The organism is Sphingomonas faeni (assembly GCF_040407565.1).
Lineage (GTDB): Bacteria > Pseudomonadota > Alphaproteobacteria > Sphingomonadales > Sphingomonadaceae > Sphingomonas > Sphingomonas faeni_F.
Genome location: NZ_JAPZPR010000004.1, coordinates 109,194 through 131,479, shown reverse-complemented (window position 1 = coordinate 131,479; position 22,286 = coordinate 109,194). Strand labels below are relative to the sequence as shown.

Genomic DNA, 22,286 nt, shown 5'->3' with positions numbered 1-22,286 from the left:
TGCATCGAAAGCTACGCCGCTTCGTTCTCGTCGCAGGACAAGGAGTTTTCATGAGCGACGCCCCGCGCGAGACCCGCACGATCGAGATCGAAAAATACGACGCACCGGCCGGTGGCTGGGGGTCTATGAAGTCGCTCGTCGAGATCAGCGCCCGGGAAAAGATCGGCCCCGAAGCGCTGAAGGAACTGACCCGCCAGAACAAGCCGGACGGTTTCGCCTGCGTCAGTTGCGCCTGGGGCAAGCCCGCGCACCCGCACGTCGCCGAGTTTTGCGAAAACGGTGCGAAGGCCACCGCCTGGGAGCTGACGTCGTATAGGGTCACGCCCGCGTTCTTCCAGCAGCATACCGTCAGCGAACTGATCACGTGGAAGGATTTCGACCTCGAACAGGCAGGTCGCCTCACGCATCCGCTGAAGTACGACGGTGCCACCGACAAATATGTCGCGTGCAGCTGGGACGAGGCGTTCGCCGGGATCGGTGCAAAGCTGAAGACCTACGATCCGACCAAGGTCATTTTCTACGCGTCCGGCCGCGCCAGCCTCGAGACGTCGTACATGTATGGGCTGATGGCCCGGATGTACGGCAGCCAGAACCTGCCCGACAGCTCGAACATGTGTCACGAGACCACGTCGGTCGGGCTCAAGTCGGCGATCGGGTCACCAGTCGGCACGATCCATCTCGACGATTACGAGAAATGCGACGCGATCTTCTATTTCGGGCAGAACCCCGGCGTGAACAGCCCGCGGTTCCTGCATCCGCTGCGCGATTGCGCGAAGCGCGGTGTCGAGATCGTCGTCTTCAATCCGCTCAAGGAACGCGGGCTGGAGAAATTCCAGGATCCACAGAACCCGCTGGAGATGGTCAGCGGCAAGTCGACCCCGATCGCCTCGCAATATCACCAGGTGAAGACCGGGGGCGACGTCGCGGCGATCATGGGCATGTGCAAATACCTGATCGAGGCGGATGATACCGCGCAGCGGATCGACGGCCTTCCGGTGCTCGACCACGAGTTCCTGAACGCGCATACGAACGGGTTCGACGCGTTCGCGGAGGTCGCGCGCAAGACCGAATGGTCCGCGATCGAGCACGAGAGCGGCCTGTCCCGTACCGACATCGAGGCGGCAGCCAAGGTCTACGCGAAATCGAAGGCGGTGATCGCGGTATACGGCATGGGGCTGACGCAGCATGTTGGCGGGATCGACAATGTCCACATGCTCGTGAACCTGATGCTGCTTCGCGGCAACATCGGCAAGCCGGGTGCCGGCATGGGCCCGGTACGCGGCCATTCCAACGTGCAGGGTCAGCGTACCGTCGGGATTACAGAAAAACCCGAACTGGCGCCCCTCGATATCCTCGCCGAGCAATATGGCTTCGAACCGCCGCGTGACCTCGGCTGGGATACGGTCGCCGCGTGCGAAGCCGTGCTCGAGGGCACCGCGCAGGCGTTCGTCGGACTTGGCGGCAATTTCGTCCGCGCCATTCCCGATCATGGCGCGATGGAACCCAAATGGCGCGGGCTGGACCTGACCGTCCATATTGCGACCAAGCTCAACCGGTCGCATCTGCTGCCGGGAAAGACCTGCTACCTGCTTCCCTGCCTCGGCCGGATCGAGACGGACATGCAGGCGACCGGCCCCCAAAGCGTGTCTATCGAGGATTCGTTCAGCCGGATCTATGGCTCCAAGGGCAAGGCGACACCCGCGGCGGAAACGTTGCTGTCCGAGCCCGCGATCCTGGCCGGGATCGCCAAGGCGACGCTGGCGCCGAACCCTAAGCTCGACTGGGACGCGTGGGTCGGCGACTACGCCAAGGTGCGCGATGCGATCGAAGTGACGTACCCCGATCTGTTCGCGCGGTTCAACGACCGCATGTTCACCGCAGGCGGCTTCTGGAAAGGGGTGCCGGCCGCACATCGCGAATGGAAGACAGAGAGCGGCAAGGCCGAGATCAACATTCCGCAGGCGTTGAACGCGACCGGGTTCGACGAGGCGGAAGGTCGCTTCCGCCTGATGACGCTCAGGTCGAACGACCAGTTCAACACCACCGTCTATGGCTATCACGACCGCTTCCGCGGGGTGAAGGGCACGCGCGACATCGTGTTCATGAACCGCAAGGACATGGCGCGGATGGGCTTGGCCGACGGCGACGATGTGGATCTCGTGGGCGACGCCGGCGACAATGCGGACCGGCGTGTCAACAAGCAGCGCGTGGTCGAATATTCAATTCCGGAAGGCTGCATCGGGGCCTATTATCCCGAGTGCAACATCCTGATGCCGGTCGCCCACCACGCCCGGGAAAGTCATGTGCCAGCGGCCAAATCGGTGCCCGTACGGATCGAGCGGACGCGCTGACCCCGTCGCGAATCCTGGGGGTCGTATTGGCCGGGGGAAGGTCGTCGCGGTTCGGGTCGGACAAGGCGACGGCCACGCTTGCAGGACGGTCGCTGGCGGACCTTTCACGCGCGCTCTTGCTTCCGCATGTCGAATGCGCGGTGATAGCGGGACGTGACGGTGAGATCCCGGATATGCCGGGCCCGGACCTGGGGCCGCTGGGTGGCATCGCGGGCGCGTTGCATCATGCGGCGCAACGGGGGTTCGACACGGTGCTGACGATCGGTTGCGATATGCCGCGCCTGCCGGACGGTTTGCTCCTGGCAATTGCGGGTTCGGCACCCCGCTACTGTCCCGACGCGCCGGTATTGGGGCATTGGCCGGTCGCGCTTGGTCCCGGGCTGCTCGCCTATATCGAGACGGCCCCAAATCGGTCGGTTCGGCGATGGGCCAGCGCAATCCACGCGGCCCCGATCGCGGCGGACGGCGCGATCCCCAACATCAATACACCGCGCGATCTGGAGGCTTTGTGACCACATCGCGTGTCGAACCGATCCTGACCTTGCGCCAAGACGGCATCTCAGCCGCCGAGCGGAGGATCGCGATCGAGGCGCCGGTTGCGATCGAGGTCGACGGCCTTGGCTACGCCGTGATGATGATGACGCCAGCCGATCTTGCCGAGTTCGCGATCGGGTTCATGCTGACCGAACGACTCGCCGACAGCGCGGCGGACGTGGTCGACGTCGATCCGTTCGAGGCCGACGCGGGCTGGATCGTCCGGGTGGCGCTGTCCAAGCGTTGCAGGGGACGTATTCAGGACCGCGTCCGCCACCGCACCAGCGATACCAGTTGCGGGCTCTGCGGGATCGCCGGGCTGGAGCAACTCCGCAAGCCGGTGCCTGGCAGGCCTGGCAAGCCCGCGGTGGCGCCATCCGCCCTGTTTGCTGCGCTGGATGCACTGCGAACCCATCAGCCCCTCAATGCCGCCACAGGGGCGATCCACGCCGCCGCCGCCTGCGATCGGCAAGGTCAGATCGTCGCGGCGTATGAGGATGTCGGGCGTCACAATGCGCTCGACAAGCTGATCGGCGCCGCCGCGATGCGAGGCGGAGCTGGCGAGGGGGAGCGCGCTGGCTTCATCCTGGTGACCTCGCGCATCAGTTTCGAGATGGTGGACAAGGCGCTGGTTGCCGGAACGCCGATGCTGGTCGGTATCTCCGCGCCCACCAGTCTGGCGATCGATCACGCGCGCGCGCACGGGCTCACCCTGCTGGCACTGGCCCGGCGCGATGCCATCCTGGTGGCGAATGATCCGTGGAGCGTCTTTCCCGTCGATCGTCCTTAGCCATCCGGTGCGCGGCGGGTGCGCCTACCGGTCGAGCATCCGGCGTGCCTCGAAGATCGTCGTCAGCAGCGTTTCGGCCGCGGTGTGGATCGCCTCGTCGAGATAATCGGCGATCGCGGCTTCGTCGGCAAAGTCCGCCTCGCGGGGTTGCAGAGCGTCGAGGCAGGGCCGCATGTTCCGCTGCAACGTGGTCAGGCGGCGCATGAGATCGGTATCGCCGAGCCGCAGCCCGTATTTGGACATGCCCATCAGTTCCTCGCTGTCGCGCGCGGCGTCGACGATCGCCCTGGCCTGCTCACGCTGGCGGCGCGCGGATATCTTGCCGGACACGTCGGAGAGTAGCGTCAGCGGCGGCTTGGCGATGGCACCGGCCAATTGTTCGAGCGCACCCGCGAGCATCTGCCGATCATGCTTGAGCTCGTTGAGCTGCCGACGCTGATCAAGCCAGAAGCTGCCGATGACGGCCAGACCGGGCCCGATCGCGGCGCCGATGATCGATCCGATGAATTCGAGCAGCGCATCATTGTCCGCTGCGTTCCGCGCGGTGAGATGCGTGGCGTAGCCCAACAGATAGAGGACCACCGCGGCGGTGACGAAGAACGCGACCGTCGGCGCGTGTTCGATCAGCCAGGAAACCGTGCCTCGTCGTGGCTGATCGCGCATAGCTTTACCTGAAGGATCGACGGCTATCGCCAATGCCCCTTCCGCCACGTGCTGACAAGGCGCCTGTCGCAGAGGATTTTGGTAGCGAAGGAGGGACTTGAACCCCCGACCCCAGGATTATGATTCCCGTGCTCTAACCAACTGAGCTACTTCGCCGTACCGTCCGTCAGGGAAGCGTTCTTCCCTGCGAGGCGCGGCCTATAGGAAGCGGTTTCGAGGCGGTCAAGCGAACATGTGCCGGGAAATCGCTTCCCATGGTCCGCCGCGATACCACCACGCGCCCAGACCGGCGATTTCGACGTCCTTCGGGGTGAAATCGCGCTGCAGATTGCCGAGCAGGAGCTTGGCGACTTGCGGGCTGACCTTGTTCTGGATGGTGACGTGCGGACGCCAGCCGCCGGCGTCCTGCGGGGTGAGCATGCCGGTGAACGCGTCGGCAAGCCGCGCACGGATGCCGACAAGCTCGGGGGACTCGATCCGGTAGGCGACACCGCGGCCGAGCGACATCAGGCCGCCCACGCGCGCCTGGGGGGCACGGATGCCGCGCGTTTCCTGATTGAGGCGGTGCTTGAGCTCGTCGAGACCCGACGGCGGCAGGTGATGGAACAGCGTCAGATGTGCGTCGAGCTGGTTGCGCTCGGGCGGGAAATGCTCGCGGCGCATTGAGTCGAAGAACGCGGTGTCCTTGCGGCCGAACAAGGCGGTGACGATGATCGGAGCGACTTCGGTGGGGCCGGTCGTCAAAAAGACACCGCCCCGGCGAAGGCCGGGGTCCAGTTGGGAAACGTCGATGACGGACGTTGCGCTTCGTTACTGCAACCTTTCCGACTGGACCCCGGCCTCCGCCGGGGCGGTGCGACTTTGGCGGCGCGTATGGGGTAAGTCATCAAATCTCGACCTGGCTGCCGAGTTCGACCACGCGATTCGTCGGCAGGCGGAAGAACTCCATCGCGCTTTCCGCGTTGCGCAGCATCCACGCGAACAGCTTTTCGCGCCAGATCATCATGCCGGGCTTGTCCGACGCGAGCAGGGTCTGACGCGACAGGAAGAAGCTGGTGTCCATCATCTTGAAGTCCGCGCCGCAATTATGGACCTGGCGCAGCGCTGCGGGCACGTCGGCGTCCTCCATGAATCCATAGCGCAGCACGAGGCGGTGGAAGCCGTCGCCAAGCTCCTCGCGCACCGCACGGTCGTGCGCAGGCCAATAGGGCTGGCCAACGATCTTCACGGTAAGCAGGATGACGCGCTCGTGCAGTACCTTGTTGTGCTTGAGATTGTGGAGCAGAGCATGCGGCACGCCGTCCGCGGTCGAGGTCATGAACACTGCTGTGCCCGGCACGCGCGACGCGGAACTAGCCGCCGAGCCGATGAACACCTTTATCGGCATCGCGGCCTCGTGCATCCGGTCGATCATCAGCTGCCGTCCCTTCGACCAGGTCGTCAGGAAGGTGAAGATAATGAACCCGACCAGCAACGGGAACCAGCCACCGGCCGGCACCTTGGTCAGGTTGGCCGCAAAATAGGCGCCGTCGACCGTGAAGAAGATCGCCAGCAGCGGGATCGCCGCGATCTTCGGCCAGTTCCAGAGGCGGAACAGCACCACGCCGAGCAGGCAGGTGTCGATGAACATCGCCCCGGTCACCGCAATTCCGTACGCGCTCGTCAGGTTCGACGAGGTACGGAAGAACAGCACGAGCAGAATCACCATCACCATCAGCGCGCCGTTGACGAGCGGGATGTAGATCTGGCCGGCGGTCGAGGCGCTCGTGTGCTCGATCCGCAGGCGCGGGATGAAGCCGAGCTGGATCGCCTGCTGCGTCACCGAGAACGCGCCGGAGATGACCGCCTGCGAGGCGATCACCGCGGCCATCGTCGCGAGGATGACGAGCGGGAGCTGGAGGCTTTCGGGGGCGAGGTTGTAGAACGGGCTCACGAGCGCCTCGCGACCATCGCGAAACAGCAGTGCGCCCTGCCCCATATAGTTGAGGATCAACGCGGGGAGCACGAAGAACAGCCACGACAGCCCGATTGGCTTGCGGCCGAAATGCCCCATGTCCGCGTACAGCGCCTCGGCGCCGGTGACCGCGAGGACGACCGAGCCGAGCGCCAGGAACGCGCGCTCGGGATCGATGATGAAGAACTCGACCGCATAGTGCGGCGACAGCGCCCAAAGCACTTCGGGGGTCTGGACGATGCTGAGGATACCGAGCACCGCGATCACGCTGAAATACACCAGCATGATCGGCCCGAAGACGAGGCCGATACGCGCGGTGCCGCTTTTCTGCACCCAGAACAGCCCGATCAGGATGACGATCACGATCGGCAGCACCAGGCCGCCGAAAGCGGGCGCGGCGACGGCGAGACCCTCGACCGCGGACAATACCGAGACGGCGGGCGTGATCATGCTGTCGCCGTAGAACAACGCCGTCGCGAAGACGCCGAGCAGGATGATGCCCTTGCTCCAGCGCTTCGTCTTGGTCTTGCCCGAGACAAGCGCGAGCAGTGCGAGACTGCCACCCTCGCCCTTGTTGTCGGCGCGCATGATGATGATGACGTATTTGACGGTTACGACGATCATCATCGACCAGAACATCAGGCTGATGACGCCCATGATGTGCGCCGCGTCGAGCGCGAGCTTGTGGTGGCCGGCGAAGGTCTCGCGGAAGGCGTAGAGCGGGCTGGTGCCGATATCGCCGAAGACGATGCCGATCGCACCGAAGGCGAGCTTCAGCATGCCGTCCGAGTTGTGATGCCCCGTCTCGAGATCGAGATTGGCGGGTGGCACGGTCGAGGCCGCGGCGGTCTGGTCGACGCTCACTGGACGGTGAATCGACCCGGAAGTGCAGCAATACTCATCGAATTTCCGATTTCACCCTGTGCCCCAAGTCGGCGCATTTAGCATGAGGGGTAGAGGGCGGCAACGGCGAGGCGGTTAGCGTGGATTAACCGCGCCTGATCGGACCGGCGCGTAAGGTGAGAACGCTCCGGTTCTCCTGCGAACGCAGGAGCGCAGGGTAACAGGCGCTGGTGTTCTTGGTCCTGGATTCCTGCGTGCGCAGGAAAACGCTAGCGCCGGATCACTTCACGAATGACGAAATGCGACGCCAACCGCGTCACCCCCGGCAATTGCGACAGCGTCTCGCGGTGGATGCGTTCAAACGTCTCGCCGTGGCGGATCTCGACGTGGAGCATGTAATCCGCCTCCCCGCTCATCAGGAAGCATTGCACGACCTGCGGACACTCGACGATCTCGGCCTCGAACGCAGCCATCGTCTCCTTGCGCTGATCCCGCAGCGTGACGTTGACGAGGACGATGCTGGGATCGCCGCGCGCCGCTTGCGACAACACTGCACGGTAACCGACGATCGCGCCGCTTTCCCGCAACTGCGCGACCCGGCGATGCGCCGCACTCGCCGAAAGGCCGACCGCGTCGCCTAGCTCCGCGCTGGTCAAGTCGGAATTGGCGGCGAGCAGGTCCAGAATCCTGCGTTCGATCGTGATGCTCAAGATTATCCCGTTTCGGCGGCGATGAATGCAATCATCTTGCAGATGCGGTATCGCACCAAGACCAGTTTGCGAACCCTTCCCGTCCAAGGCGCGCTAGTATGGCGCAAACGATAATGGAGTGGAATCAATGCGCGTCGGTGTCCCCAAGGAAATCAAGAACCACGAATATCGCGTCGGCCTGACCCCGCCGTCGGTCGCCGAACTCGTCGCCGCGGGCCACGAGGTCGTCGTCGAGACGCTGGCCGGATCAGGCATCGATTTCGAGGACCAGGACTATGTCGACGCGGGTGCGACGATCCTGCCGACCGCCGCTGCCGTATTCGCCGGCGCCGACATGATCGTGAAGGTCAAGGAGCCTCAGCCGAGCGAGATCGCGATGCTCGAGCCGCGCCACCTGCTGTTCACCTACCTCCATCTCGCCGCCGACAAGCCGCAGGCCGAGGGGCTGATGAAGTCCGGCGCGACCTGCATCGCGTACGAAACCGTCACCGACAACCGCCGCGGTCTGCCGTTGCTCAAGCCGATGTCCGAGGTCGCGGGCCGCATGTCGGTGCAGGTCGGCGCGCATTATCTCGAGAAGGAGCAGGGCGGTCGTGGCGTGCTGCTCGGCGGCGTGCCCGGTGTCGCGCCGGCGAAGGTCGCGATCCTCGGCGGCGGCGTCTCCGGCGTCAACGCCGCGCAGATGGCGGTCGGCATGCGCGCCGACGTGACGATCTACGACATTTCGAACGATCGCTTGGCCGAACTCGACATGTTCTTCTCCAGCCAGATCAAGACGGCGTATGCGTCGAAGGCCGCGATCGCGGCGGCGGTAAAGAACGCACATCTTGTGATCGGTGCGGTGCTGGTGCCGGGGGCAGCTGCGCCCAAGCTCGTCACGCGCGAAATGCTGAAGACGATGAAGCGCGGCTCGGTACTGGTCGACATCGCGATCGACCAGGGTGGGTGCTTCGAGACGTCGCATGCCACGACGCACGAGGATCCGGTGTTCGAGGTCGACGGCGTGATCCACTACTGCGTCGCCAACATGCCGGGGGCGGTGGCGCGCACCTCCGCGTTCGCGCTGAACAACGCGACGCTGCCGTTCGCGCTGAAGCTCGCCAATCTCGGTGCCGAAGCAGCGATGAAGGCCGACCCGCATCTCGCCAACGGGCTGAACGTCTACAAGGGCAAGATCGCGTACAAGGCAGTCGCCGATGATCTAGGTTTACCTTACGAAGCATGGGCTGGCTGACTCGGGAACGGATACGGAACACGGGTGTTGGACAGGGGAAAGGAATTTCCAATGTCCGACACCCCGAACCCCAAGTCCGAACCGTTCTCGAACGCCGAGAAGGATCCCGACGACTGGACCACCGGCGACGAGAAGATGACCGGTGCGCAGGCGAGCTACCTCAAAACGCTGTCCGAGGAAGCGCATGAGGAATTCGACGAGACGCTGACCAAGGCGGATGCGTCGAAGAAGATCGACGAACTGCAGTCGAAGACCGGTCGCGGGCAGTAAGTCTATATTCCTCTTACCCCTTTTCCCGTCATCCTGACGAAAGTCAGGATCCAGAGCCAAATAGCTTAACGTTCATGGCTCTGGATCCTGGGTCGAGCCCAGGATGACGGGATTATCTTGGGCTGGTGTCCGGCGTATCCTGCATAGCCAGGAACCGATCCAGCAATGCGAGCCGAGTGGCGATCTCGCCCCGGTATGAGATATTGGCCGGCGTCAAAGCTAGCGCCTTCGCCCAATACGGCCGAGCCGTCGCGAACTCTCCCGCACGTACATACGCCAGCCCCAGGAAGAACGGCGGAGCAGGATGCTTGGGCGCCAACCGCATCGCCTGCTGGAACGCAAACAGCGCAGGCGGCGAAACCTGGTTGGCATCGTGCGCCGCCAGCGCGTTGGCGAGGCCCGTCCACATCACCACGCTCTTCGGGGCGATCCTGAGCCCTCCGAGCAACACCTGCACAGCCGCGCGCCGGTCGCCGATACGCGTCATCGCGTCCGCCGCAACCAGATACGCTGCCGCGCCCGTATACCGCTCGAGCATCTGGTCGCGCAGTTCGAGCATCGCGCTATCGTCCGGTGTTGCTGCAAGCCCGGTAGACACTTCGTGGCCGGCAAGCCCAGGCTGCCCCTGCCACGCGTATCCCGCCGCACCTAGCATCAGCGCCGCAGCGACCATCGTCCACAGGACGCGGTTCACCTTCAATACTGCGAGCAAGGCAAACGCACCGACTCCGATCGCGGCCAGCCAAACGTACCCCATCAGCGTGTCCTCCGCCGAAAGCTCGACCGTGCGATCCAGCCGCCGATGCTGAGCAGCAGGATCGGCGCCAGCCACAACGGCCATGTCAAGCCCGATAGCGGCGGATCATACGTCACGTAGTCGCCGTAGCGCGCGATCAGCCAGTCTCGGATCGAGGCAGGCTTTTCGCCGCGCTCGATCCGCTCGCGAACGAGCGCGCGCATGTCGGCGGCCATGTCGGCATCGCTGTCGGCGATCGACTGGCCCTGGCAGACGAGGCAGCGCAGCGTTTCCATGAGCGCTCGGGCGGAGGCTTCCTTGGCGGGGTCGGTAAGCTGCACGTCGGCGTAATCCGATGGCGGCGTGACCGGCTGGGCGAAGGCCGGCGAGATGCAGAGCAACAGCGCCGCAACGACCTCCCCTCCCGCTCGCGGGAGGGGTCGGGGGAGGGCATGACGCGAACGCGTGCTTGGTAAGCGGGAAGAAGCCCCTCCCCTAACCCCTCCCGCAAGCGGGAGGGGAACTTGGTTGCGCTCGCTCACCGCACATCCTTCACGGCTTGCACGATCTCCGGCACATTCTCAGGCCGGATATCGCCGATGATCTGCTTCACGACGATCCCGCGGCCGTCGATCACGAACGTCTCCGGCACGCCCGACGAACCTAGCGCCAGTTGCACCTGGCTGGCCCGATCGCTACCGATCCGCTCGTACGGATCGCCGTTGCGTCGCAGGAACCCGCTAATGGCCGGTGCGGTGTCGCGGATCGCGATCGCGTCGATCGGCACGCCCATCGCTTTCAGGCGCATCAGTTGCGGCGCTTCGGCGATGCACGGAATGCACCAGCTCGCGAAGACGTTGAGCAACCGCGGCTTGCCCTGCCGGAACGACGCGCTGGTCAGGCCCGGCTTACCCGGAACCATCGCCGGCAGCGCGAAATCGGGGAGCGGTTTGCCGACCATCGCCGATCGCACCACCTTCTCGGCGGGCCGGAACAGCCCGCTCGCGACCACCGCGAACAGCAGCGCGAATATCGCCAGCGGCGCCCAAAGTGCGAACCGCTTCACGCCCATTCAGCCCGTGTTGCGGCGCGTCGCTCGCGGAGCACCCGACCGATCAGCGACAGCATACCGCCGAGCGCGATCAGCACGCCGCCGAACCAGATCAGCGTCACGAACGGCTTCCACCAGAGGCGGAGCTGCCAGCGTCCCTGCCCGTCCGGCTGGCCGAGCACGGTATAAAGCTGGCCGTCGAGCACCGTCAGGATGGCGGACTCGTTCGTGCTCGTCGACGGGTTAGCGAAGAAGCGGAGTTGCGGGCGCAGGATGCTCTCGCTGCCGCCGCGTGTCGCGGTGAGCCGCGCTTCCAATGCCGACCAGTTCTCGCCGATCACTGGTGAAATCCCGTCGAGCGTCACGGTGTACGGCCCAACCCGCGCTGGCTCGCCCGCGCGCACCGCGACCAGCGTTTCCTTGGTGAACGCGCTGTCCGACGCCATCCCCGCGAGGCTGACGGCGATGCCGAGATGCGCGATGACCATGCCGTAGGTGAACAGCGGAGTGCGCCTGAGGTTGCGCTTCCACAACGGCGCGACGCTGGCGACAGCGAGCCCTGCGGCGAGCGACAGCCCGGCCCAGGGCAGCAAGCCCGGCCAGACGAACAACAGCGCGAGCGCCGCGGCCAGCGTCGCACCGATCGGCAGCATCACGCGGCGCAGCACCGCCTTCGCATCATCCCGCCGCCAGCGCAGCAACGGACCGACGGCCATTACCGCGACGAGAAGCAACGCGACCGGCCCCGCCGCCTTGTTGAAGAACGGCGGTCCGACCGAAAGCTGCACGCCGAAGCTGGCCGCGACGATCGGGTACAGCGTGCCGATCAGGACGATGCCGAGGATCACCGACAACAACAAGTTGTTCGCGACCAGCCCGCCCTCGCGGCTGACCGGATCGAAGGTCGTGCCGGCGCGGACGGTGCCGATCCGCGCGGCGAACAGCGCGAGCGCACCACCGATGTAGATCGCGAGCAACGCGAGGATGAACGCGCCGCGCTCGGGGTCGACCGCGAACGCGTGGACGCTCGTCAGGATGCCCGAGCGCACCAAAAACGTGCCGATCATCGACATCGAGAACGCGACCACCGCCAGCATGATCGTCCACGCGCGGAGGCCGTCGCGGGTCGCCAGCACCGTCACCGAATGGAGCAAGGCCGTCGCCGCGAGCCACGGCATCAGCGAGGCGTTCTCGACCGGATCCCAGAACCACCAGCCGCCCCAGCCGAGCTCGTAATACGCCCAGTACGACCCGGCAGTGATACCGAGGGTGAGGAATATCCAAGCGATCAGCACCCAGGGGCGCATCGCCTTCGCGAACGCTGGCCCCACATCACGCGTGACGAGGGCCCCAACAGCGAACGAGAACGCGACCGAGAGACCGACATAGCCGGTGTAGAGCGTCGGCGGGTGGAACGCCAAGCCGGGGTCCTGCAACAGCGGGTTGAGCCCGAGTCCATCGGCGGCGGCGGGGTTCAATCGCGCGAACGGGTTCGAGGAGAAGAGCAGGAACGCGTAGAAGCCGAGCGCGATCGTCGCCTGTGCGCCGAGTGTCGCGGTGAGCGTGCGTTCGGGCAGCGAGCGTTCGAAGATCGCGACCGCGCCGCCGGCCAGCCCGAGGATCGTCACCCAAAGCAGCATCGAGCCTTCGTGGTTCCCCCATACGCCGGCGAACTTGTAGAGCCACGGCTTGGCGGAATGACTGTTCTCCACGACCAGCTTCACGGACATGTCGGAGTCGAGGAACAGCTCGATCAGCAGCGCCATCGCCAACAGTGCGAGCAGGCCCTGGACGATCGCCACCGGCCGGACCGCCGCCGCAACGTCTTCACGACCGCGTGCGATGCCGATCGCCGCCATCACGAGCTGCAACGCCGCGAGCGCGCCCGCGAACCAGAGCGCGGCAAGGCCCGCTTCGGCGATCACGGCTTTGCGTCCGGTTCGAGCGTCTTGGTCTCGTGCATCTTGCCGGCCATCTGCGGCGGCATGTATTTCTCGTCGTGCTTGGCGAGCAGGTTCGACGCGACGAAGCTGCCGTTGGGCTGGAACTGGCCTTCGGCGACGACGCCCGATTTCTCGCGAAACAGGTCTGGGACGATGCCGGCGAAGACGACGGGGGTGGTTGCCTGGCCGTCGGTGACGGTGAAATGCACGGTGATGCCGTCCGCGGCGCGTCTTACCGAGCCACCTTCGACCATCCCGCCGAGCCGGACCGCGCGTCCGAGCGGCAGGCCGTCGCGACGCACGTCGGAGGGCGCGTAGAAGAACGCGGCCTGGTCCTTGAGTGCCGACAGCGCGAGCAGGCCCGCGACCACGACCGCGCCAAGCGCGAGCAATGCCAGCGTCAGGCGTTGATGCTTGGCCTTCATTTTTCGGACCTACGCATCGCCAGATAGCTTAGCAACGCAATGATCGCGCCGCCCCCCAGCGTCACGACATACGCGGCAGTCACGAACGGCCAGGGATTCATGCTCTCGCCATTCTGCGCATACGGGCTTCGGCCTTCGTCAGGGCAAGAATTGTCCGCATCCGCATGAGCACGATCCCCGCGAACACGAACGTGAACCCGGCCAACATGATCGGCAGCGGCCAGAGGATCGAACCGTCGATCGTCGATTGCGTCAGCCCGATGCTCGGTCCCTGGTGCAGAGTGTTCCACCACACCACCGAATAACGGATGATCGGCAGCAGCACCGACCCGGCGATCCCGTAGAGCGCCGGCACGCGCCCGTCGCCGCCACGATCCGCATCGGCCTTCGCGAGCGCCATATAGCCGAGATAGACGAAGAACAGCAGCAGCATCGAGGTCAGCCGGCCATCCCATTGCCACCAGGTCCCCCAGGTCGGCCGTCCCCAGATCGAGCCGGTCATGAGACATAGAGCCGCAAACACAGCACCAGGCAATGCGATCGCGCGCGCGGCGACGCTGGCGAGCGGATGGCGCCAGACCAGGAATATGATGCTGGAGATCGCGATCCCGCTCCATCCGCCCATGCCGAGCCAGGCTGCGGGGACGTGGATGTAGAGGATGCGAACCGTCTCACCCTGGAGGTAATCGGGCGGCGTCTGCGTCAGGCCTGCCCAGCAGCCCAGCACGATCAGCGCGACGCCCGCCCAGAAGAGCGCTGGCGTCAACGGCTTGGCGATCTTCAGGAAGCGCGCGGGGTTTGCGAAGGCGTGTAGGGTGGCCACTGGGGACAGCCATTATGGCAAGTCATCGCGGACTTAAAGCCCCTCTCCCGCCGGGGAGAGGGAGGGGCCCGCCGCTCTTGCGGTGGGAGGGTGAGGGGCTTGAGGCTCAGGCGTTCGCCCCAACTCCCCTCATCCGGCACTTTGTGCCACCTTCTTCCCGGAGGGGAGAAGGACCGTTACCGGCCGATCAGGCGCTTGGCGATCGAGTCCGACACGTCCGACGCGGGCTGGCCGGTGCGGTCGCTTTCGTTCCAAACCTCGATCAGACGCTCGGGGATGCGCGCGATCCGCGCCTTCACCTCGGCTTCGTCGCCGTGACCCAGATACTCCAGGCCGACGTTGATGATCCCACCTGCGTTGATCACGTAATCCGGCGCATACAGGATGCCGCGCGCATGCAGCCGCGCACCGTCCTCGCGGACGCTGAGCTGGTTGTTCGCACCGCCGGCGACGACCTTCGCCTTCAGCGCCGCGATCGACATCTCGGTCAGGATCGCACCGAGCGCGTTCGGGCTGAAGATATCCGCCTCGGTCGTCAGGATCGCCTCGGCCGCAACCGCAGTCGCGCCGAGTTCACCGGCGAGTTTCTGCGCACGGCCCTCGTCGACATCCGCCAGCGTCAGCACCGCGCCGTCCTTCGCCAACAACCGCGCAAGCCCGCCGCCGACCGAGCCGACGCCCTGGATCGCGACGCGCACACCCTTCATGTCGGTCGCGCCGAGGCCACGCTGCGCCGCCGCCTTCACGCCGAGATAGATGCCGAGCGCGGTGTACGGCCCGGGATCGCCGCCCGCCGCACCGCTCGCAACTGGCAGGCCGGAGACGTAACGCGTCTGCGTGGCGATCACCTTCATCCGCTCTTCGGACATGCCGACGTCTTCCGCCGTCACATAGCGCCCGCCGAGCGAATCGACCGCGCGGCCGAACGCCTCGAGCTGCGCCGTCGTGATGACGTCGCCGGGCTTGGCCGCGAGAACCACGCCCTTGCCGCCGCCAAGCTCCAGCCCCGCCATTGCGTTCTTGAAGCTCATGCCGCGCGACAGGCGCAGCGCATCGGTCACGGCGCGGCCGTTGTCGGCATAATGCCAGAAGCGCGTGCCACCAGCCGCCGGCCCGAGCTTGGTCGAGTGCAGCGCAATTACCGCGCGCAGGCCCGATTCGGGATCGGTGAAGGCATGTACGCCCTCGTGGTCGTCGAAATCGGGAAGGTCCCAAACCGCTGTCATCGCCGGCTCCTGAAAAGGAATAAAATTACCGGGACGCGAAATATTATTTTCCGACCGGTTTTACCAGCCCAAAGCGCCCGCATTGCGGGGGCTTACGAAAATAAGGGAAAATGGGGCGACCGACGGGACTTGAACCCGCAACATCCGGCATCACAAGCCGACGCTCTAACCAATTGAACTACGACCGCCGCGTAGGCATCGCCCCCTAGCGGGGGTCGCCGGGCGGCGTCAACCATCGACTTGCCAAAAAGACGTCAAAAACGTCCTTCGATCGCGAGCCGGTAGCCGTTCGGCCCACGCACGAAGCCCGCCTGTTCGAGCTTTTGCACGGCCAGCGGATCGGAAGGACGCAGCGACAGTTCGGCGCGGTAGGTCCCTGCCCCTTCGATCCTCAGCGCAATGCTCTCGGTCCCGGCCTGGCTCGCCAGAGGGAGCAGCAAGGCTGTCCCGTCGCAGCGCGCGGTGCCGCTCACCGACTGCGGCAGCGCGATGCCGCCGACGTCACCCGCCAAGGTTGCGCGGACCCGACCCTCGGCGACCTCGCACTGACCGTCGCGGAAGCGGACCGAGACGTCGTCGAGATCGAGCGCGGCAACGGGTACCGGCGCGAACAGCCGCCCCGTCGCGACGAGGGCGGTCATGTGATCGACCCCGAAGCCGTGGCGGCTGACGCTCGCGGAACCGCGCAACGGTTTGGCTGACACCGACTCGGGGCCGGCGAAGACGATTGTCGCGCGGCCGACCAGCAGCGGCAGTGGCGACAACCGCGCGTGCAGATCGCCGAGCGCAAGATCGCCGAACCGCGCTTCGATCAGCGTTGCGCCCCAGATCGTCCCCGACACGCGCCGCGCGACCAGCCCTTCGTCGCCGACGCCGACCCAGCCGAGCACCGCGCGCATCGGCAGGAAGACGATCAGCGCGATCAGCAGCATCCCGCCGAACAGCGCGGCAGGGCCGGTACGCAAACGGATCCGCCTCATGCCGCGCGCGCCTTCAACGTGAGCGCGACGCCGACGGTCTTGTCGCCCTTGTCGGTCATCGCCACCGAATCGACGAGGATGCCGAGCCGTTCGAGGCGCGCGAGCCAAGCGGTCAGCGCCGCCGGTCGCGCCGACTGGATCCCCACACGCACCCGATTCGCGCCGTCCTGATCGAGTGACGCGAGCGCGAAGCCGGCTTGGTCAGCCTCGGCGCGGACCGTGTCCGCCAGCGTTCCCGTCAGCGGTCTGGCTCGATCGCGCTGGATATCGCGCAAAGTCGCGACCTGCGCACGTGTCTCGCCCAGCCGCGTCACGGCGCTGGCGTGACGCTCGCGTGCGCTTGACAGCCCGTCGCCGACCGGACGGATGATCAGCCCCCACAGCAAGGTCAGCACCGCGAGCGCGGCCATGACGAGCAATAGGCGACGTTCCCGGAGCGAGCGTCCTTCGAACCACGTCTTCAAGCCGGTCATCGTCCGCTCCCCGGGCTGATCGTAAGTTCACCCGTTACGCGACCGGCCGCAGCCTGGAACACGCCAGCGCGGACGGTGAAGCCCGCCGCTTCGAGCGCACGCTTGAGATCGGTTGCCAGCGCCTCGCGCTCGACCGAGACCGACAGCCGCAGGTCGCCGTTCGCCTGGAAATCCAGCCCCGTGACTTCGGTCCCCGGCGTGGCGCGGATCGCGGCGAACGCGGCAGCGGTCGTGGTGGTGAAGCCGAGCCCCGGCCCGCGCACGCGCGACAGGCGCTCGTCGAGCTGGCGGCTGGCATCGACCATTGTCTCGCCGCGCGGCAGGCCGGTCACGGCGACCGTGTCTGCCTCAGCCTCCAACGCATCCGCGCCAAAGCTGTACTTGGCGATGCGGACGAGCGAGATCGCGAGCGTCACCGCGAGGATCGTCAGCGACAACAGCGCGAGCCGCCGGATCAGCCCCCAGTCGATCGCGAACCGACGCCGGCGCGCAAACACGCCCTGCCGCAGATCGAGCGTCGGCGACGCGGCGACACCAACGATCGCCGCCTCGAGCGATCCGCGGTCGATGGTCGTCGGTGCGGCGCCGCCGGTCACGAGTTCGGTCAGCCGGGCCTCGTCCGCGAACCCGCTCGACGTACCGCGCACCACGCCGCTACCTGCAAGCTCTGCCCGCGCGTACCCCTCTTCGGGGCGCGGGAGGAGCATTGGCGCAGGGATAAGCGCGACCGGATCGACGCCTGCCTCGGTGAGTATCCGCAGCCAGTCGCGCATCGTCGCGGCACTGACGACTCCGATCGGTCGGTCGCCAGCGCCTTCGTCCCCGACTGCGACGTGGAGTTCGGCGAGCGGCGATGCACTCGCCTCGCTCGCCAGGATCCGCGCGGCCGCCGTTGCCTGCGCCGCAGACCGCGACGGCAGTTCCGCCCAGTGCAACGTCACCGCGTCGGCGGGCGCGACCGCGATCGTCTCATCGTCGGCGGCGATGTCGGGGATACCCTCACCCTCCCCGACCACGCGCGCATCGACGACGCGCATCCAGCGAAATCCGGTCTCGCCGGCGGGAAGGAACAGCAAAGTCGTCATGATGGCTCGCCCCATTGCCGCGATACGAGCTGCGCGGGAAGTCGGTTCGCGTCGATCAGCGCGCGTTCCTGCATTTGCGTCGTGTCGAGCGTCACGTCGATATCGAGCGTGAACCATTTCGACAGCACCGTCGCCTCGGCACCGGGCGCAAGGTTGGCCGCACCCTGCAATGCCGCCGCCTTGGTGATCTCGCCGACATCGGCATAGCCCTGCGGTGGACGACGCAGCAGCATCTGCTGCGCGCTGCCGACCGACAGCGTGTCGGGATACAGCATCGCGAACAGCGGCGCCTGCTCGGGCGCGAGCGTGTTGACGTTGATCGGCGACGGCTTGGCGATCGGCAGCGTGCAGATCCAGGGCCGCAGCGTGGCGTAGATCTCGGGCGTCATGCCGGCGACTACGCGGAGTTCGCTCGGGTCGGACATGAGCGTGCCGGCGGTACGGTACGGCGTCTCGCGGCCGAGATACGCGCCATCCTCGGCGCCCATCGCCTGCTGGTCCTGATCGCTGTCGATCCAGTCCGCGGTGCCCGATGCGACCTGTTCGGCGACCTGCGTCGGGATGCTCAACAACCGCATCAGCCGGACGAATTGCGGGCGGATCTCGGGGTTGGTGACATACACGCCGGGCGTGGTCGCTTGCGTGACGAGCGCGTTGAGATTGAAGCAATTGCCGCCGTCGCGCACGCGGGCGGTCGCGAAGCCGCCAGGGACCGGCAGGCCGAACGGCGTGTTGCTCCAGTTGCCGGCGAGCGTGACCCGCTTGGGGCTCTGGCCGAGCAGATTGGAGACGCGGGTGAGCGCCATCGTCTCGGCGGCGAACGCGTAGGCGCGCGCTTGTTCGCCGGTCGCGGCGTTGCCGGTGAGGCGGGTCGACAGGCGCAGTTTCTCCAGCGCCGCGCCCGCCATCACGGCAATGATCGCGACGAGCATCAGTACGGTGAGCAGCGCTGCACCGCGCTCGGATTCGCGGTCGCTAGCGCGCACCGGAAGCCCCCTGCGCCGGCGGCACGGTGCCGGACGGTGGCGTGGCAGACGGACCGGTTCCTTCGGGGGGCGCCGGCACATAGCCCGTGCCAACGAGGAACATTTGGCGGAACAGCGTGCCATCGTCACGCTGGACGGTGAGTTCCATCGCATCGGGTAACGGCCTGGCACTGGCGCCATCCCAGCGATCGCTCCACGCGCCGGCGATCCGGTAGCGCAACGCAGCCTGGCGGACGTGCGCGAGAAGCGCCGCGGGCGGCAGCGGTTGCGCGCCGTCGACCATCGGATACGCGATCCGCTGGATCGCGCCGCCATCGACGCGGTAGGCGACCTTCTGCATGCTGGACCGGGCCGCACCGTCGATGTTGCTCCAGCCGGCGCGGACGAGGCGGAGCATCGGCGTGACGCCCGACCCGCTCTCGCCGATGAATGCGGGGACGCTGGTGCCTGCCTCGTCACGGGTGGCGCGGTTGGTGGCCTGGGCGAGATCGGCGGACAGGATCGACATCGTCCGGGTAAGCGCGCTGATGTCATCGAGCTTCGCACCGGTCGAACTCTGCGCCTTCACGCTGAACGACAGGATCGCCACACCGGCGGCGGCGATCATGCCAAAGATCATGAGGGATACCATGACTTCGATGAGCGTGAAGCCGGCCTCGGTTTTCGGAGGCGTCACATCACCATCCGCGGCGCGGGTCGCACCATCGTCAGGCGGCCGAGTTGCGTGCCCGTGCGATCCGCGACCGCCACGTCGATCCGCAACACGCTCGATCCGCCAAGCGCGCTGACCTGCCGCGTCCACGTCCAGGGTTGGCCGCCGTTCGTCTCGACCCCGGTGACGCGGCCTGCGGTCGGTGGCTGCGCGCTGGTGACCGCGTCGATCGCGACGTTGCGCGCGACCATTTGCGCGACCAGCGTTTCGTCGAGGATCGAGGCGCCGCGGATCGTCGCGCTTTCCAGACGTACGAGCGCCATGGCCGCGAGGCTGAACACTGCCAGCGCGACCATGATTTCGATCAACGTGAAGCCGTGTTCGGCGTAACGTCGACGAAGCGTGAAGCCGCGCTCAGCCCGCATCGGCTCTTACGCTGCCGTCGGCATCGATGTGGACGGTCGCCGCCACCCCGCCGCGATCGAGCCGGATCTCCGCCGGGCGATCGACGAGGCCGGTCGGGTCGAACGTCACGCGCATCCGGCCGGTGGTGTCGCCGATGCTGGCCCTGGTGCCTTCGTTCCAGCGTTCGACGCGCATCGGTTTCTCCGCGATCGGCGTCCAGCCGCCAGCCAGCCGCCGGTCGAAGCCGTAGCCGCCACCGCTGATCCAGACGCTCACCGGACGCGCCTCGACGATCGCTGAATCGTGCGCGGCGCGGGTGCGCAGGGCGAAGCGCGTTGCCTCGTCGAGCACGCGGCCGCGCGGGTCCGGCATGACGAGCACGGCTACCGCTGCTGCGAGCCCGATGATTGTGACGACGACCATCAGCTCGACCAGCGTGAAACCGGCTTCGCGCTTATTGCCAGCTGCCGATATCGGCATCGATCCCCTCGCCGCCTTCCTTGCCGTCCGCACCGAAGGTCCAGACGTCGGCCTCGCCGTGTGCGCCGGGCGAGGCATAGAGATACGGGCGACCCCAGGGATCGTTCGGCAGCTTCTTCAGATACCCACCACGCTGATACCGCGATGGATCGGTCAGGCCCGCGGGCGCCGAGACGAGCGCGTTCAGCCCCTGCGTGGTATTGGGGAAGGTCATGTTCTGCAGCTTGTAGAGTTCCAGCCCGCCCTCGATCTGGGCGATATCGGCCTTCGCCTTCTGGATCCGCGCGGTGTCGCCAGAGGGCAGCACGTTGAGCGCGACGATGGTCGCGAGCAGACCGATGATCACGATGACAACCATCAACTCGACGAGGGTAAAGCCGGCCTCGCGGCGCTTCTTTTTATCTTCGGGACGCATGAACAACCTCATTGTCCGGCCAGCGTGTTGAGCTGGAGGATCGGGAGCAGGATGGATAGCACGATCGTCGCGACGATGCCGCCCATCACGACGATGATCAGCGGTTCGAGCAGCGAGAGTGCGGTGGCGGTGAAGCGGTCGAACTCGCGTTCGAGATAATCGGCGGCGCGCTCGAGCATCTCGTCGAGGCGGCCGGCAGCTTCTCCGCTCGCCGCGAGATAGGTCAGCAACGGCGGGAAGACCCCGGCGCGACGCATCGCGGCGGAGAGCGAGCCACCGCCGCGGATCGCGTCGACGATCTGGTCGGAGGCGAGGCGGAGGCGGCGGTTGTGGATCGTGCTGGCGGTGAGGTTGAGACCGTCGAGCAACGGCAGGCGGCTCGCCACCATCGTGCCGAGCGTGCGCGCCATGCGGGCCGCGTGAAGGTCTCGGATCAGGCGACCGAGCAGCGGGATGCGGAGCAGCCAGCCGTCGAACGCGAGCCGTAGCGTCGGGTCCTTGAGCGCCCGCCACCCGGCCAGGCCACCGCCGACGACGATCAGCAGCATCACCCACCAGTATCCGACGAGGAACGCCGAGAACGCCATCACCATCCGCGTGAGCAGCGGGAGTTGCTGGCCGACCGTGTCGAATTGCTCGACGACCTGCGGCACGACGAACATCATCAGCGCGGTGACGACGCCGAACGCGACGAGCGCGAGGATCGAGGGATAGGCGAGCGCGGTAATGAGCTTGCCGCGGATCTCTGCCTGGCGTTCGAGCAGGGCTGCGAGGCGGTCGAGGATGGTCGGGAGCGAGCCCGAGCTTTCGCCGGCGGAGACCATCGCGCGGTAGAGCGGGGGGAAGCTTTTCGGTTCGCGCGCCATCGCGTCGGCGAGGCGGCGGCCTTCGACGACGCCGGCGTGGACGTGCTGGACTATCGTGCGGACGCTGTCTTGTTCGGTCTGGCGCGTGATCGTGCGGAGGGATTCCTCCAGTGGCGAGACGCGGTTCAGGGTGGCGAGCTGGCGGGTGAAGAGGGTGAGGTTCTTGCCCGACATCTTCGGCGTTCCGAACTGGAGGCCGAACAGGGGGCGGCCCTTCGAGGCTTGCGGCGGCGCGCCGGGCGTTATCTTCACGACGTAGAATTTGCGCGCGTCGAGCGTCGCACGCGCAACGTCTATGTCCGACGCTGCGACGTGGCCGCGGCGTTCGGCGCCTTTGGTGTCGATCGCGATGTAGTCGAAATCAGCCACGACGCGCCCCCCTCCCTGAAAG

25 protein-coding genes and 2 tRNA genes are annotated in these 22,286 nt (G+C 66.3%); 5 read left to right on the top strand and 22 right to left on the bottom strand.

Annotated elements, in window-relative coordinates; genetic code table 11:
- Positions 1 to 50 precede the first annotated feature (50 nt).
- Genes O6Y00_RS09720 through fdhD form a run of 3 tightly spaced genes read left to right on the top strand, consistent with a single transcriptional unit; the run spans position 51 to position 3,675 of the window.
- A complete protein-coding gene (locus tag O6Y00_RS09720) occupies positions 51 to 2,351 on the top strand; it encodes an FdhF/YdeP family oxidoreductase (protein ID WP_353442381.1) in 2,301 nt (766 codons plus the stop codon).
- Positions 2,258 to 2,863, top strand: a complete 606-nt coding sequence (mobA, locus tag O6Y00_RS09715) for a molybdenum cofactor guanylyltransferase (RefSeq protein WP_353442380.1) — start codon at positions 2,258 to 2,260, stop codon at positions 2,861 to 2,863. The genes O6Y00_RS09720 and mobA overlap by 94 nt, the downstream gene beginning before the upstream one ends.
- Positions 2,860 to 3,675, top strand: coding sequence for a formate dehydrogenase accessory sulfurtransferase FdhD (gene fdhD / locus O6Y00_RS09710; protein ID WP_353442379.1), 816 nt, complete (start codon positions 2,860 to 2,862; stop codon positions 3,673 to 3,675). The genes mobA and fdhD overlap by 4 nt, the downstream gene beginning before the upstream one ends.
- Before the next feature lie 24 nt (positions 3,676 to 3,699).
- On the opposite strand, the gene O6Y00_RS09705 is transcribed toward fdhD, so the two are convergent.
- The 5 genes from O6Y00_RS09705 to O6Y00_RS09685 form a co-directional block, all read right to left on the bottom strand.
- Entirely contained in the window at positions 3,700 to 4,338 is a 639-nt protein-coding gene (locus tag O6Y00_RS09705; RefSeq protein WP_353442378.1) for a hypothetical protein, read from the bottom strand.
- Between the two features lie 79 nt (positions 4,339 to 4,417).
- Positions 4,418 to 4,494: transfer RNA gene (locus O6Y00_RS09700), tRNA-Met, on the bottom strand.
- Positions 4,495 to 4,560: 66 nt separating this feature from the next.
- The gene (locus O6Y00_RS09695; protein WP_353442377.1) at positions 4,561 to 5,082 is read right to left on the bottom strand and encodes a 2'-5' RNA ligase family protein; all 522 of its coding nucleotides are present in this window, start codon (positions 5,080 to 5,082) and stop codon (positions 4,561 to 4,563) included.
- A gap of 142 nt (positions 5,083 to 5,224) precedes the next feature.
- Complete coding sequence (locus O6Y00_RS09690) at positions 5,225 to 7,123, bottom strand: potassium transporter Kup (protein ID WP_426284348.1); 1,899 nt, start codon at positions 7,121 to 7,123, stop codon at positions 5,225 to 5,227.
- A 281-nt stretch (positions 7,124 to 7,404) separates the two neighbouring features.
- Positions 7,405 to 7,845, bottom strand: a complete 441-nt coding sequence (locus tag O6Y00_RS09685) for an Lrp/AsnC family transcriptional regulator (protein ID WP_056048254.1) — start codon at positions 7,843 to 7,845, stop codon at positions 7,405 to 7,407.
- A 127-nt stretch (positions 7,846 to 7,972) separates the two neighbouring features.
- Between O6Y00_RS09685 and ald the strand changes: the two genes are divergently transcribed.
- Both ald and O6Y00_RS09675 read left to right on the top strand, forming a co-directional pair.
- Positions 7,973 to 9,079 (top strand): alanine dehydrogenase, encoded by a 1,107-nt coding sequence (gene ald / locus O6Y00_RS09680; protein WP_132740815.1) that lies wholly within the window; start codon positions 7,973 to 7,975, stop codon positions 9,077 to 9,079.
- Positions 9,080 to 9,130: 51 nt separating this feature from the next.
- A complete protein-coding gene (locus O6Y00_RS09675) occupies positions 9,131 to 9,349 on the top strand; it encodes a DUF3072 domain-containing protein (RefSeq protein ID WP_056058060.1) in 219 nt (72 codons plus the stop codon).
- A 112-nt stretch (positions 9,350 to 9,461) separates the two neighbouring features.
- Here O6Y00_RS09675 and O6Y00_RS09670 read toward each other — a convergent pair whose 3' ends face one another.
- The 17 genes from O6Y00_RS09670 to gspF form a co-directional block, all read right to left on the bottom strand.
- Positions 9,462 to 10,106, bottom strand: coding sequence for a tetratricopeptide repeat protein (locus O6Y00_RS09670; RefSeq protein WP_353442376.1), 645 nt, complete (start codon positions 10,104 to 10,106; stop codon positions 9,462 to 9,464).
- Positions 10,106 to 10,489 (bottom strand): cytochrome c-type biogenesis protein, encoded by a 384-nt coding sequence (locus O6Y00_RS09665; RefSeq protein WP_435368615.1) that lies wholly within the window; start codon positions 10,487 to 10,489, stop codon positions 10,106 to 10,108. Before O6Y00_RS09665 ends, O6Y00_RS09670 begins: the two co-directional genes overlap by 1 nt.
- A gap of 134 nt (positions 10,490 to 10,623) precedes the next feature.
- A complete protein-coding gene (locus O6Y00_RS09660) occupies positions 10,624 to 11,151 on the bottom strand; it encodes a DsbE family thiol:disulfide interchange protein (protein ID WP_435368607.1) in 528 nt (175 codons plus the stop codon).
- Positions 11,148 to 13,061: a heme lyase CcmF/NrfE family subunit gene (locus O6Y00_RS09655; protein WP_353442374.1), complete on the bottom strand. Its 1,914-nt coding sequence runs from the start codon at positions 13,059 to 13,061 to the stop codon at positions 11,148 to 11,150. The genes O6Y00_RS09660 and O6Y00_RS09655 overlap by 4 nt, the downstream gene beginning before the upstream one ends.
- Positions 13,058 to 13,504 (bottom strand): cytochrome c maturation protein CcmE, encoded by a 447-nt coding sequence (gene ccmE, locus O6Y00_RS09650; RefSeq protein WP_353442373.1) that lies wholly within the window; start codon positions 13,502 to 13,504, stop codon positions 13,058 to 13,060. Before ccmE ends, O6Y00_RS09655 begins: the two co-directional genes overlap by 4 nt.
- A 97-nt stretch (positions 13,505 to 13,601) precedes the next feature.
- Positions 13,602 to 14,327 (bottom strand): heme ABC transporter permease CcmC, encoded by a 726-nt coding sequence (ccmC, locus tag O6Y00_RS09645; RefSeq protein ID WP_353442371.1) that lies wholly within the window; start codon positions 14,325 to 14,327, stop codon positions 13,602 to 13,604.
- Positions 14,328 to 14,503: 176 nt separating this feature from the next.
- Positions 14,504 to 15,553 (bottom strand): Leu/Phe/Val dehydrogenase, encoded by a 1,050-nt coding sequence (locus O6Y00_RS09640; protein ID WP_353442370.1) that lies wholly within the window; start codon positions 15,551 to 15,553, stop codon positions 14,504 to 14,506.
- Positions 15,554 to 15,664: 111 nt separating this feature from the next.
- Positions 15,665 to 15,741: transfer RNA gene (locus O6Y00_RS09635), tRNA-His, on the bottom strand.
- A 66-nt stretch (positions 15,742 to 15,807) separates the two neighbouring features.
- Positions 15,808 to 16,533 carry a type II secretion system protein N gene (gene gspN, locus O6Y00_RS09630; RefSeq protein WP_353442369.1) on the bottom strand — a complete coding sequence of 242 codons (726 nt, stop codon included), beginning with the start codon at positions 16,531 to 16,533 and terminating at the stop codon, positions 15,808 to 15,810.
- Positions 16,530 to 17,006 (bottom strand): type II secretion system protein GspM, encoded by a 477-nt coding sequence (gspM, locus tag O6Y00_RS09625; protein WP_353442368.1) that lies wholly within the window; start codon positions 17,004 to 17,006, stop codon positions 16,530 to 16,532. The genes gspN and gspM overlap by 4 nt, the downstream gene beginning before the upstream one ends.
- Complete coding sequence (gene gspL, locus O6Y00_RS09620) at positions 17,003 to 18,091, bottom strand: type II secretion system protein GspL (RefSeq protein WP_353442367.1); 1,089 nt, start codon at positions 18,089 to 18,091, stop codon at positions 17,003 to 17,005. The genes gspM and gspL overlap by 4 nt, the downstream gene beginning before the upstream one ends.
- Positions 18,088 to 19,077: a type II secretion system minor pseudopilin GspK gene (gene gspK / locus O6Y00_RS09615; RefSeq protein ID WP_353442365.1), complete on the bottom strand. Its 990-nt coding sequence runs from the start codon at positions 19,075 to 19,077 to the stop codon at positions 18,088 to 18,090. Before gspK ends, gspL begins: the two co-directional genes overlap by 4 nt.
- On the bottom strand, positions 19,067 to 19,753 hold the full coding sequence (gene gspJ / locus O6Y00_RS09610) for a type II secretion system minor pseudopilin GspJ (protein ID WP_353442364.1): 687 nt from the start codon (positions 19,751 to 19,753) through the stop codon (positions 19,067 to 19,069). The genes gspK and gspJ overlap by 11 nt, the downstream gene beginning before the upstream one ends.
- Entirely contained in the window at positions 19,750 to 20,154 is a 405-nt protein-coding gene (gene gspI / locus O6Y00_RS09605; RefSeq protein ID WP_107954948.1) for a type II secretion system minor pseudopilin GspI, read from the bottom strand. Before gspI ends, gspJ begins: the two co-directional genes overlap by 4 nt.
- Positions 20,144 to 20,614: a GspH/FimT family pseudopilin gene (locus tag O6Y00_RS09600; RefSeq protein ID WP_353442363.1), complete on the bottom strand. Its 471-nt coding sequence runs from the start codon at positions 20,612 to 20,614 to the stop codon at positions 20,144 to 20,146. Before O6Y00_RS09600 ends, gspI begins: the two co-directional genes overlap by 11 nt.
- Positions 20,589 to 21,029, bottom strand: coding sequence for a type II secretion system major pseudopilin GspG (gene gspG / locus O6Y00_RS09595; protein WP_121885430.1), 441 nt, complete (start codon positions 21,027 to 21,029; stop codon positions 20,589 to 20,591). Before gspG ends, O6Y00_RS09600 begins: the two co-directional genes overlap by 26 nt.
- A gap of 8 nt (positions 21,030 to 21,037) precedes the next feature.
- On the bottom strand, positions 21,038 to 22,264 hold the full coding sequence (gene gspF, locus O6Y00_RS09590) for a type II secretion system inner membrane protein GspF (protein ID WP_353442362.1): 1,227 nt from the start codon (positions 22,262 to 22,264) through the stop codon (positions 21,038 to 21,040).
- Between the last annotated feature and the right edge of the window lie 22 nt (positions 22,265 to 22,286).